The organism is Paraburkholderia caffeinilytica, assembly GCF_051027425.1.
GTDB classification, from domain to species: Bacteria; Pseudomonadota; Gammaproteobacteria; order Burkholderiales; family Burkholderiaceae; genus Paraburkholderia; species Paraburkholderia caffeinilytica_A.
This window is the reverse complement of the sequence record NZ_CP186552.1, coordinates 4,412,145-4,423,999: the sequence shown is the minus strand read 5'-3', so window position 1 is coordinate 4,423,999 and position 11,855 is coordinate 4,412,145. Positions and strand designations below refer to the sequence as shown.

Genomic DNA, 11,855 nt, shown 5'->3' with positions numbered 1-11,855 from the left:
ATCGGAGACCGTTTGCATGTCCACGTTGCCGCTCGCGCGCTATCGCCACACGCTCGAAACCTACATCGACGCGAAAGACAACACGCGTGCCCATCGCATCGCCGAGGCCTTCGCGCCGGACGCGGTTCTCACTATTTCGCTTGCTACATCGAATATCGCGTTCCCGGCGCGCACAGTCGGTACCGATGCGATCGCGAAAACGCTTGTTACCGATTTCGGCGCCCAGTACACGCAGTGCCGCACCTACTACGTATGCGATTCGCTCGCGGTGGATGACGGCACGGTTGACGCCTTGCCCTGGCTGGTGGTGATGCGCGAACGGGCAACCGGCGCATTGCGCGTCGGTCATGGCGTGTATCGGTGGACTTTCGACGCGACGCCGGCCGTGACGGCGTTCCATATCCACATCGCGCGCATGGACGTCGTGCCTGACGCCGGCGGCAAATTGCTCGAAGCGCTGCAAGATGGGTTGAGCTATCCGTGGCTCGCACCCGCTGAACTGCGCGAGCATTTGACGTCACTCGTTCGCAGCACGCCGGCGCTGGCGTTCGTCGAAGCGTTCAGCCGTCCCGCCGTTGCATCGACCGGCACCTAGTCTGGCGGCGGCGCATAAAGCGCACCTCACATGAAAAAATCCCTGCCCGTGTCATCACGGTGCAGGGATTTTGCGTTTTGCGGCGACCGCCGGGGGCGATCCCGGAAGCGGTTAGGCGGCTTATTTCGCTGCGCTCACCATGTAATCGACGGCGGCCTTCACGTCTGCGTCGGAGGCCGTGGAACCGCCTTTGGGCGGCATCGCGCCCTTACCGTGCAGTGCGTAGTTGTAGACCGTGTCGATCGGGTCTTTCAGACGCGGTGCCCAGGCTTCCTTGTCGCCGAACTTCGGCGCGTTCAGCACGCCGGCCGCGTGACACGCCTGGCAAACCTGCTGATACAACGCCTTGCCGGCTTGCGAAGCATCGGCGCTTTGCGCCCCGCCTGCCGCCGGTGCGGCCGCTTGCGGCACGCTTGCCATGGCCGCGATTGCGGCGGCGGCTTGCGCGGCGCCTGCGTCCGATGCACCTGCCGGCGCTGCAGCGGCAGCGCCCGGGGCGGCGGCTGCTGCACCCGCGGCCGGTTGCGCCGGTTCCGGGAAGCTTCCGCCGGAATTGTTCGCCATGTAAACCACCGCGCGGGCGATTTCGAAGTCGCTGTAGTCGTCCGGGCTGGTGCCGCCGCGCGGGGGCATCGCGCCCTTGCCGGAAAGGGCCGTGTGCCAGAGCGTGTCGAAGCCTTGCGAAATGCGCGGCGCCCAGTCGGCGGTATTGGTGAATTTCGGCGCGCCTGCCGCACCCGACGCGTGACACGCCGAGCAAACGGCCTTGTAGACCTCTTCGCCGGTCTTGTAGACGCGCGGCGCATTGGCGTCGCGGATGTCGACCTGGGCGAACGGCTTGATGCGCGCGGTGACCTCGGCTTCGGAGAGACTGTCTGTGCCAGCGCCGGTTCGCGTCGAATTATCGACGTAGATCACGAGCAGAACGATGATGACGATCGGTACCGCAAAACTGGCAATGATCGCGGCGATGAGCTGCCCGGGGGTTTTGATTGGGGCTTCGTGTGGTGCTTCGCTCATGCTTGTCTCGTCTCCGTGGGTATGTGAGCGGTACAGCGTGACGGCAACTTCTTTTTCTTTATTCAGGCACGGACGATTATAGACGCAAGGTTTCGATGGCGGCGAGGGGCGGTGGCGAGGTGTTCAGCAGGCGTTTACCCGCATCGCGGGGTGCGGCCGGCGGTGCCTCGAAAGTGCCAGATCCCGCCATGCAGGCCGTCCGGTGGACGGTTTGGTGGAAACCGGGTATCCTTTCGGTCTCGCTTTGGCGTCGCTCCTGTTCAGGTTGCCGCGCTTTCGTGTTGAAGCGCCCGTAGCTCAATGGATAGAGTACTGCCCTCCGAAGGCAGGGGTTGCTGGTTCGATCCCAGCCGGGCGCACCATCTCATGTTCAGCAGCTTGTACCTTTTGCGGTGCGATGCTCGCTACCAATTCCGTCGCTCTGATTACTACGTCTACGGGAATATCCGCTGCGCGTAGGTTTCCCAAAGCACGGTTCCACAGTGATCGGTTTTCTGCGTCGAGTTCGACCTGTGCCAAGGTTTCGAATGTGCGCAGGTTTGCCGTTTTGGCCATTTTCATTATGTCGACGGCTGTCGGCTTACGATGACCTGCTCTCCAATTGGCTAATTTTCTGGATCAAGCTCCCATTTGTTCAGCGACCGCGTTGATGGAGCTTTTTTCGTCTGGTCGCGAGTACTTCCGACTCGAGCTTGAACATATGAGGAGTGGTGGACGGCGTCAGGTTCCTGTGAACGATATGGCGATTGCGGCCCTGTGTGACCGGAGGGTCAGGGTCAAGGTTTCCGGGCCGACTTCGAGGTGGGTGTTCCCGTCGTAGGTAGGTGGTCGTGTTCAGACATTACAGAAGGGTTTTGCTTCCGCTTGCTAGAAAGCGGGCATCAAGAACTTCCGTTTTCATGACTTGCGACACACCTTAGCGTTGATTTACGGATGGGCGCCCCCTATGTAGTCAGGGATTTGTTGGACCACTCATCTGTGGCTGTGGCGGATCGTTACGCTCATTTGTCACTGGACTAGGGCCGTGCGGCAGTACAACACTCATTCTCGTTTTGAAGAAAAGGAAAGTATCCCGATTGAATGCTTTGACACGCAAACGGAAGGTCGATAGCGGTCACCGTGCAGAGGGTATTTTGTCAATACATTAGGCGGGAACGCCCTGAGGGTGGGGCCGTGGGCTGGAATGGCGCCGCTTGAGACAAAGATGGGACTGTTCGGGCGAAGGTCAACCGCGAGGTGATTCTGCGATTTTTCTATCTGTTCGCGGGGAGAGTTAGTGTACCCCTTATCAATATTCGCGTCAGCGTAAGGAATTTACCTAGATTAAACATTTGACGTCGATTTCGGTGAGGCGTACTTAGAGGAGGGAACAACGACTGAGAGAAAAGAGTGAAAGAACGAAAGATAAAAATGTCCGGGAATGGTGGGGGAAATTCTAGCATTGGGTCAACGTCTGGCCCGGTGGAGGGTATCGAACTGGTGTTTGGTTTGGTCGGTCCAACGGGGGTTGATCTTACGACGGTTTGCAACGCGCTCCAATCAGAGTTGATGGCTGTCGACTACATCCCATTTGTCGTCTCACTAAGCGAGTTAATACCTCGTTACAGCAAAAAACCGTTTCATCCATTGAGCGACTATCATCGGATTAAGACGCTAATGACCATGGGTTCGGATCTTCGCGAAAATACCGGGCAGGCCGATGTGGTCGGTCGACTGGGTATTGCCAAGATACGAGAGATTCGAAATGAGTATCTTGGTGATGATCGGACGCCGATTTCTAGGGCTGCTTATATTGTAAGGTCATTCAAGAGGCCGGAGGAGGTTCAGCTTTATCGTGACGTTTATGGAAAGGCATTTATTCTAATATCAGTTTACTCACCACGAGAGGCGCGCGTCAAGCACTTAACCGGAAAATTTTCAGCGTCTCCGCGTATTAAAAAGAAAGCTGAGCAGCGCGCTGTCGAGCTAATTAATAGGGATTACTCGGAGGAGGGTGCAGAAAAATTTGGGCAAAATGTCGGCAGTACATTTCCGTTGTCCGATTATTTTGTGACTAGCGGATCGCCTAGAGAGGTTGAGAAAAATATACGCAGATTAGTTCATTTGATTTTTGGAGACCCATATATTTCTCCAACACGTGATGAACAGGGCATGTTCTTTGCCCAAGCGGCTGCATTCAGGTCGTTTGATTTATCTAGACAAGTAGGTGCTGCTGTTATTTCAAGGGAAGGCGATCTCCTATCTACTGGTTGCAACGAAGTGCCGAAATTTGGAGGCGGGTTATATTGGGGAGAGGATCACCCATGTTCGCGTGATTTTGAGATAGGCCACGATTTTAATGTGACGATTAAGAGGGAAATCGTGCAGGACGTTTTTGCTCGTCTTCGAGATGCGAAGTGGCTATCTAAGGAGGCCGCGGAAAAAAGTGACGATGAGCTAACTGATCTGAGCCTGGATGGTGATGACGAATTAATAAGGGGCTCAAAGTTATTTGATGTTATTGAGTTTGGGCGAGCTGTTCATGCGGAGATGTCTGCTATTACGCAGGCGGCGAAGAACGGGATTTCATTGGCTGGAAATAAGCTGTTTTGTACTACATTCCCATGCCATATTTGCGCGAGGCATATTTTATCGAGTGGTTTGATGGAATGTGTTTTCATCGAACCGTATGAGAAAAGTAGGACTGGGGAACTATACGACGACTCTATTTCAATAGAGCCGGCTGAAGAGCCTAGAAATAAGGCATCATTTCGAGCTTTTGTCGGAGTCGCGCCGCGCCGATATATGGAATTGTTCGAGATGACGACGAAGAGAAAAAATAAGAAAGGGAAGATTTTGGATTCAATGGAAATCGCTAGAAATCCGAAGATAAAAAGATTTGTTTTGACATATATATCCTTTGAGGATATAATAATTCTCGAGACGGCGTCTCCCAACGGAAGGTGAGGTTAATATGGAAAATGAAAAGCCGGATGGATTCTTGGCGCAGTTTGAAGCTTCCAAGAAGTATGTTAATGAGTGGCCTGAATGGATGCGAAATGTCGCTAAGGTTGCGACAGCTTCGTTTCCGGAGGGAAAGCCAGCTAAGACTCAGAATAAACTAGAGTCCAATCAAAAACGTAGAAAATGAGTATGGGATTATTTGCTGAAAATGAAATCCCTGGTGCGCGATTTTTTTGAAAACAGTTTGTTTGACAATGAATAGTGGTTTGTCGTCAGGCTGTAATCTGGAAATCCCTCCAGGGGTTGCAGAGTTTTTCGGCAACTACTTGGGCTACGACTGCGAGCCGAAGTACATTTTCGATTGAGTGTTTTAGTAGAGCTATTGCTTTGCTGGCTAACTGTCCTCCGAAGGGAGGGGCTAGTTCGATTCCGGTCGGGTGTACCAATCCTGACAAGAGTTTCAGCGAATCCACACGTTTCCGCCACCTCCGAACTACACCTAATTTGCACCTACAGTGCGGCTAAGTCTGGCTTCGTCGGTATTTCGATCATCGGTTAAATCCGCTGCAGCAAATGGTCGGCACGACAGGTGTGCATATCGTTGCGCCAATTACATCGCGTGTTGATGCGTTGTTCCGCTGCTGTCGCCGAGATTTCCACGTGTATACCTAATACTGACTTCGAGGCCACGATTGTGTCGATTTTCGTTGCGTGTCCGAGATCGACAACGCGGTTGATTTCCTGGCGCCGCGTATTCAACTAGGGGCCAGCTCGGCCTGCGTAACCTGCTTCGCCAGCAACGCATTCAACAGCAGCGCTTTCGCGGCGATGCTCGGAGGCAGCTCGATCAACACGTCGTCGCGCTTCGGTTCAGACGGCGTAGGCACGAGGCGCTTATCGTCGAAATAGAAATCCATTGCGGTAGCGAGCGCGTCCTTCGCCATGTCGATAGCTTCGTCGCGCGTGCCGCCGCAAGTGATTGCTTCGGGGATATCCCGGAATTTGACGGCGAAGCGAGTGCCATCGCGGATCAGGCGGGCAGGGTACTTAAACGTGGCCGGTTCCTGTTTCTTGGCAGGACGGAGGCCCTTGCCGGGGCTTGCGATCATTTGAGGCATATTCAGCGACATGAGAATCACGGACCACATAAGCCACGCCGTGGATAGCCGCTGCGACACAAGTTTGCCAATAACGCGTTCGGTCTTTGTCAAAAACTGTCTTAGTCGCTCGGCATCATCGCACCGCTTGGTTTGACAGATACCTGCGGGTGGTGGCAAGTCGACAGAACAGGACCGATGTGCTCCATTGCTTCATAACCGAGCCGACTCTCCTTACACGGTAACGACGCCTCGCAGATCTCGCGCGCTCACTCGTCAAGATCACGCGACTATGCTGCCAAGGCAGCCACGCCAATATCCCCTCGTACCTGGCACGTTTCCAGTTCCCTGCTGCGAAATACCTGACATAAATCGGCCATTCGGCTACAGCCAATTCAGAAAATTCAGATTTTGAATAACTTCGCATTTAGAAACTCCATTTCAGAGTAAATCAACCCGCAAGCACCTAAATCAGCGCTATCATCATAGTTAGATTTTCACCGCATACCTTAGTCATGAATCCGAAGGATGAACAGTTTTTCAAAGCATTGGGCTCGCGTATCGCCAGCGCTCGCAAGGCCCACAAGTTCACTCAGCAGCAACTTGCCGAGCAGCTTGGCATTGCCCAGCAGACCCTCGCTCACTACGAAGGCGCGCGGCTGCGGCCGTCCGTCTCGCTGCTACCAGAGCTAACCAGAACGCTTGGACTTTCATCCGATGAGCTGCTGGGTCAGAACGTCGCCCGACCTAAGAAACGCGGGCGGCCTTCTAAGCTGCAAAAGCAACTCGAGGCGATCAGTCGGCTACCGAAGGCGCGGCAACGCCTCGTATCCGAGATGCTGGACACGGTGCTGGCACAGCCCCAGCAGTAAGGAAGGAGATTTGATGTAGTAGAAGAAGCGCGGACCGCATGGGCGGCAACCCATACGGCCCGCTAACCACAACCAACTCAACACAGGAGTTGATCATGGCTGACGCCAATCTTAAACCACGTCGCGCACGCGACGAACAGCTCACACGCATTTCCGTTGCGCTTGAAGCAGACGGCACGCACGAATCCGGCAGGCGCACGGCCTTTCCCTGGATGCAGGTTACTGATGCGATGCTCGAACACGCCGGCTTCCTGCCGGGACATCAGGTCCTGCTCAGCATTGACTACCGGCTTGGACAGATCACCATTGCCGTCGACTATGACTACAGGGTCGCCGGCAGGTACATGACGGAGCCAGAGAAAGGGGCCATGCTGCGAAGACGCAGCAAACGGAGATGAGCAATCCACAAACAGCAAACCCGGCCTCGGCCGGGTTTGCTGTTGTTCGATCTCTATTCACCAAGGGCTTACGCATATCGCGCTAAGCCCCTTGTCGTTTGCGGCATTGTAGACTGGTGTGAGCGGATTAAATCGTTCTACGTCCTGGTCACCACGAATCCACGAGCCTACATCCTGCTGCCATCCCCCTTCACACCCGACCAGAATATTCAAGTTATCTATAAAAAAAATATAAAATTCCTTCAATATCCGTCATTTTTTGTCTGAACCATCAACAAGCAGACGCGTAATCGTCTCTGTTCAGAAATCTCCCGTTGTCCCGATCCATCTGCTTAATTAGCATGAGCCATCTATGCAACTTGCATCACGCATGGCAAATCAGGTCCGGCATTATCGCTGGTGCCTCCCTCTACTCAAATAGATATTGCGAAACATTCGCAGCATTTTGCTTTTTGGTTTGAAGATCATGTACAAAGTAACAAGGCTGATTCTAGCCGCCACAATCGTTTTGCTGTCCAATCTCGCGCACGCTCAGTTTGCAACGCCTCAAGCCGCCGCAGACCAGTTTGCTGGCCCCTATGTCGGCGTCAAACTGGGCTTGAATAATTCCAACGCATCGGGCGTCGTCAGTAAAGCATCACATAACACAGTATTCCCGGGATTCACAGCGGGATATAATTTCAATGTCGACCGCTTCATATTGGGCGCGGAGGCTTTTGCCGATTTACATCACGGTTCGTCAACATATAAAGATGGTGGAATCGATGCGAAATTCGGCATGCCATTTAATCAAATCATGCCTTACGCTCGCGTTGGTTTCACTTCAAGCTGGCCGGAAAATCGCCTGCATTGGGGGTTGGGCGTCGAATATAAGTTCGCCAGGCACGTGAGCGCGGTAGGCGAATGGACGACCGATTTCAGCAATCAAGACGGTACGAAACGGCGCAATAACAGCTTTACCATCGGCATGCAGTACCACTTCAATTAAGCGAGATCAGATCCCGCACGGAGACGGAGCCAGCGCCGCATATGCACCCGCTGGCTCAATGTGCGACTGTCCGCCGCTCGTCTCTTTTACCCGATCACACCCTCACCAGCAGTTTCCCGAGGTTCTTCCCCTCGAACAGGCTATTGAGCGCCTGAGGCAACGCGTCGAAACCATCGACATAAGTCTCCTGATAAACAATCTCCCCATTCTTCACCCACGGCGCGACGGTTTGCAGCATCTCGTCCATCCGATGCACGAAGTCGCGCGCCAGAATCCCCTGGATTGTCGCGCGCTGAAACAGCATGTGCTGCAGGAAGCGCGGCGCGAGGTCCGGCGTGTCGAGGCCGCCGTCGTATTGAGCGATCGCGCCGCAGATCACGATCCGAGCGCGGCGCTTAATGAGCGGAATCACCGCGTCGGTGACCATCCCGCCCACATTATCGAAATAGACATCGACACCACCAGTCGCTGCCTGCAACGCCGACTGCAAGCCTTCGAGCGTGGGATGCGCCCGATAGTCGACCGCGCCGTCGAGCTTCAGCGTATCCGTCAGAAACGCACACTTATCGGGGCCACCGGCAATCCCAATGACCCGACATCCGGCGCGCTTGCCGAACTGCGCGACCAGCGAGCCGACCGCACCCGCAGCACCGGACACGACCAGCGTGTCGCCCGGACGCGGCCTGCCCGCTTCCATCAAACCGAACCAGGCGGTACGCCCCGGCATGCCGAGAACGCCGAGCGCGGTCGAAACCGGCGCCGCGTCGGGGTTCAACTTGGTCAGTTCGCTGTGATGGCACTTGGCGTACAACTGCCAGCCGCTATAGGCCGACACCCAGTCGCCCTGCTTGAACAGCGGACTCGCCGACGCCACCACTTCACCCACCACGCCCGCTCGCTGCACGATCCCGAGCGGATGCGGCACATCGTAGGTATTGCGTTCGTGCTGCTGGATTCGAATGTACGGATCGACACTAATAATGCGCGCCCGAATCAGCACCTCGTTCGATGACAAATTGGCGTCGAGTTCGCTTTCGCGCAACTCGTAGTGCTCATCGCTAACGCGTCCCTCGGGGCGCTTGACGTAAAACCACTGGCGATTTTGATAACTCATGTGAGGACTCACTGCTGTCGTAGACGTTGGCTGATCTTACCAGCGGCGCGATTCCACGAGCGCGCACCTGACCTCGCATCCGGACGGACACCTTGAAGTCAGGAGCCGCCGGAACATGCGCCCGACTCCAAGCTTGTTGAAAGCCACGTATCCCGTTAGAATCGCCCGGTCACTGGGGAGTAGCCTTCCTTCATCCATTGAAGGAGAGCGCGTCAACATACTTGGCCTGCGGGTCATGGCGCGTTCGACCGGGTCGGTTTGGCGAGACCATTGGCGTACTGCTTCGTTCTGGTCGGACGGGTCGCGGTGCGTCATTGGTTCGTCACCTACGTCCGACCGCGGAGTTGCCCTGTGAAACATCGTTGTGCCCTGCCAGTCTCCCCGCTTGGCCATCCGCCGTGCCGCTTCCCTTCTGGATTTGCAGGGAGTCGCGCATGACCGGTCTCCTGTTCGAACTCGCCCTCATGCTGGTCGTTATTCTGGTGGCGGCCGAGCTCTTCACCAACGCACTCGAACATCTCGGCGAGCGTCTGAAAATTTCCGAAGGTGTGACGGGTTCGCTGTTCGCGGCGGTCGGTACCGCCTTGCCCGAAACGCTCGTCCCGCTGCTCGCGATTGCCGGCGGTACGGCCGATAACGCGGTCAATCAGGAGATCGGCGTCGGCGCGATTCTCGGGGCGCCGCTCATGCTCTCCACCCTCTCCACCTTCCTGATGACGCTCGCGATCCTCGGTTCGCGTGGTGTGGGCGGTTGGGTTACGCCGGAACGCACAGGTTTCACGCGCGATCTGAACTACTTCCTGTGCGCTTTCGTGCTGGCGGCTGCGGCGATGTACGTGCCGCATGAACAGATAATTGTGCGGGCACTGTTCAGTGCGGCACTGGTCGGCGTGTACATCACCTATGTGGTGATGACGTTCCGCGCATCGAACAAACTGGTCGACGCCGGCCACGGTACCGAAGCGCCGGGCAAGATGCTGCTGTCGCGTCTCGGCGTGCCGACCAATCTTGCGACCATCGCGGTACAACTCGTGCTGGCGGTGGCGTTGCTGGTGTGGGGCGCGGAAGGTTTCATCCACGGTGTGCGGGGCGTGTCGCAGGCACTCGGCGTCTCGCCGCTGCTGCTGTCGCTGCTGATCATTCCGATCGCCACCGAGTTGCCCGAGAAGGTCAACAGCATCCTGTGGATTCGTCGTGGCAAGGACACGCTGGCGTTCGGCAACATCACCGGCGCGATGGTATTTCAGGGCACGTTGCTGCCGGCAATCGGTATTCTGCTAACGCCGTGGACGCCGCGTATCGAAGTAGTGACCGGCATCGTGATTACGCTCGCGGCCGCCGCGTGGCTGCGGGTCAATGTGCGCGAGCGCGGCGTGCCGGTGTGGGCGCTGCTGGTGTGCGGCGTGCTGTACGCCAGCTATCTGGTGATTACGCTGACGCGCTAGGTGCGTTGTGAAAGGCCGGGAAGGCCGAGCGAAAACACCGCGATGACTGCAGCGAGCGCGGCCTACGCGTGGCCTTCCTGACTGCAGCTCTAGTTGGACGGCACCGCCGCAGCCAGAGTCACGGCTGCAGCAATGACGGCAGCAAGCATGGCTTTCGCAGCACCAGGTCCGCAGCAAAGGCGCATGACTAAAACCGCCCAAGCACGGCCTTCCCGACAAGCCGCCCTTAATTAGCCTGCGCCGCAGCCGTCGCCGCGCTATCCGGCTTGAACACCGTGTTCCAGTCGTCCTTCATATCGACGACGAGCCAGCCCTTCGCGCCGGCTTCGTCCAGGCCTTTGTCGAGCTTGCCGCTTTTCGCCGTGCGGTCGTACGCGTACTCCCGGTCGTCGTCGGTGTGATGCAGCAGCGCCGCGAAGCGCGGACCGTCGCCGGCCGCGGTCCATTCGAGCATCGGCACGTCGCCATCCGCGTTGCCGAACGCGATCACCGGACGCCTGCCAATCACGCGGTCGATGGCGAGCGGTTTGGCCGCGCCGTCGACCAGATTGTCGACCTGCGCAAGCCGGGTCAGCGACACGGCGCCGTTCGTCTGGCTGTACTTGTACTTGACGGTGCTGCCGATCACCTGCTCGGGCGGGATCCCATACACGCGCTGGGCCACGTCGCGGACGAACTCCACGTCGCTGCCCGTCACGAGATAGGTCCTGAAGCCATTGGCGCGCAGATAGGCGAGCAGTTCGAGCATTGGTTGATACGCGAGGTCGGCGTAGGGACGGTTAAAGCGCGGGTCGCTCGCGGAGTCGAACCATTCGTGCACGAGCGCGGCGAACTGATCGCTGGTCATGCCGGCATGCGCTGCCGCCAGTACTTTCATCGAACCCGCATCGCCGCTTGCCGCGATGTTCTTCAGATTGCCCCTGAGGATCGAGCGAAACGGCTCCTGCCGTTTCCACTCAGGATGGCGCGCGGCCACCGTCTTCACGCGCTGCAACGCGAACACCAGTTGTACCGAAGCGGGTTGCTCAGGCCACAGCGTGCCGTCGTTATCGAATACGGCAACTCGGTCTGCACGCGGGACGAAGTCCTTCGATTCCGGCGTGGTGACCAGCGTAACGAAATCGACGATCGAGCGTTTGGCTGCGGTGTCGTTCCACGAGGCGAGTGTTGCAGCCGACGACGTGCTAACCGACGGTTCATTCGCGTCGCGGTTCGGCAGGCCGGAGCAAGCGGAGAGAATCACAACGGTCAAAGCAGCGCAGTACCGGTGCATCGTGCGAATCATGAAAGCCTCATCAATTGCGGTGGGTAGGACTTAAGGCGAGCGCCAGTCTAATGGGGCGCGACGATTGTTGCAGCCCATTCCGTTGCTTTTTTTTAGCC

At 56.9% G+C, this 11,855-nt stretch carries 11 protein-coding genes, 1 tRNA gene and 1 riboswitch; of the genes, 8 read left to right on the top strand and 4 right to left on the bottom strand.

The features are described from left to right. The first annotated feature begins 16 nt into the window (after positions 1 to 16). On the top strand, positions 17 to 595 hold the full coding sequence (locus ACOSV0_RS19860) for a hypothetical protein (RefSeq protein WP_434107824.1): 579 nt from the start codon (positions 17 to 19) through the stop codon (positions 593 to 595). Between the two features lie 120 nt (positions 596 to 715). On the opposite strand, the gene ACOSV0_RS19855 is transcribed toward ACOSV0_RS19860, so the two are convergent. Continuing rightward, positions 716 to 1,615: a c-type cytochrome gene (locus ACOSV0_RS19855; protein ID WP_434107823.1), complete on the bottom strand. Its 900-nt coding sequence runs from the start codon at positions 1,613 to 1,615 to the stop codon at positions 716 to 718. A 286-nt stretch (positions 1,616 to 1,901) separates the two neighbouring features. Here ACOSV0_RS19855 and ACOSV0_RS19850 point away from each other — a divergent pair. From ACOSV0_RS19850 to ACOSV0_RS19840, 3 genes are all read left to right on the top strand, one after another. Beyond that, positions 1,902 to 1,977, top strand: a tRNA-Arg gene (locus tag ACOSV0_RS19850). A gap of 1,027 nt (positions 1,978 to 3,004) precedes the next feature. Then, positions 3,005 to 4,561 (top strand): anti-phage dCTP deaminase, encoded by a 1,557-nt coding sequence (locus ACOSV0_RS19845; protein ID WP_434107822.1) that lies wholly within the window; start codon positions 3,005 to 3,007, stop codon positions 4,559 to 4,561. Between the two features lie 7 nt (positions 4,562 to 4,568). Further along, a complete protein-coding gene (locus ACOSV0_RS19840; protein ID WP_434107821.1) occupies positions 4,569 to 4,745 on the top strand; it encodes a hypothetical protein in 177 nt (58 codons plus the stop codon). 568 nt (positions 4,746 to 5,313) lie between these two features. On the opposite strand, the gene ACOSV0_RS19835 is transcribed toward ACOSV0_RS19840, so the two are convergent. Further along, the gene (locus ACOSV0_RS19835) at positions 5,314 to 5,688 is read right to left on the bottom strand and encodes a type II toxin-antitoxin system HicB family antitoxin (protein WP_434107820.1); all 375 of its coding nucleotides are present in this window, start codon (positions 5,686 to 5,688) and stop codon (positions 5,314 to 5,316) included. A 482-nt stretch (positions 5,689 to 6,170) separates the two neighbouring features. Here ACOSV0_RS19835 and ACOSV0_RS19830 point away from each other — a divergent pair, with 482 nt between their 5' ends. From ACOSV0_RS19830 to ACOSV0_RS19820, 3 genes are all read left to right on the top strand, one after another. Continuing rightward, positions 6,171 to 6,527 (top strand): helix-turn-helix domain-containing protein, encoded by a 357-nt coding sequence (locus ACOSV0_RS19830; RefSeq protein ID WP_434107818.1) that lies wholly within the window; start codon positions 6,171 to 6,173, stop codon positions 6,525 to 6,527. Between the two features lie 95 nt (positions 6,528 to 6,622). Beyond that, complete coding sequence (locus ACOSV0_RS19825) at positions 6,623 to 6,925, top strand: hypothetical protein (RefSeq protein ID WP_434107816.1); 303 nt, start codon at positions 6,623 to 6,625, stop codon at positions 6,923 to 6,925. A gap of 466 nt (positions 6,926 to 7,391) precedes the next feature. Continuing rightward, positions 7,392 to 7,913: an outer membrane beta-barrel protein gene (locus ACOSV0_RS19820; RefSeq protein WP_434107815.1), complete on the top strand. Its 522-nt coding sequence runs from the start codon at positions 7,392 to 7,394 to the stop codon at positions 7,911 to 7,913. Between the two features lie 94 nt (positions 7,914 to 8,007). On the opposite strand, the gene ACOSV0_RS19815 is transcribed toward ACOSV0_RS19820, so the two are convergent. Further along, on the bottom strand, positions 8,008 to 9,027 hold the full coding sequence (locus ACOSV0_RS19815) for an NADP-dependent oxidoreductase (protein ID WP_434107814.1): 1,020 nt from the start codon (positions 9,025 to 9,027) through the stop codon (positions 8,008 to 8,010). Between the two features lie 162 nt (positions 9,028 to 9,189). Then, positions 9,190 to 9,361: riboswitch (yybP-ykoY riboswitch) on the top strand. A gap of 100 nt (positions 9,362 to 9,461) precedes the next feature. Between ACOSV0_RS19815 and ACOSV0_RS19810 the strand changes: the two genes are divergently transcribed. After that, on the top strand, positions 9,462 to 10,472 hold the full coding sequence (locus ACOSV0_RS19810; protein ID WP_434107813.1) for a sodium:calcium antiporter: 1,011 nt from the start codon (positions 9,462 to 9,464) through the stop codon (positions 10,470 to 10,472). Between the two features lie 226 nt (positions 10,473 to 10,698). Here ACOSV0_RS19810 and ACOSV0_RS19805 read toward each other — a convergent pair whose 3' ends face one another. Further along, positions 10,699 to 11,757 carry an HAD family hydrolase gene (locus ACOSV0_RS19805; RefSeq protein WP_434107812.1) on the bottom strand — a complete coding sequence of 353 codons (1,059 nt, stop codon included), beginning with the start codon at positions 11,755 to 11,757 and terminating at the stop codon, positions 10,699 to 10,701. Between the last annotated feature and the right edge of the window lie 98 nt (positions 11,758 to 11,855).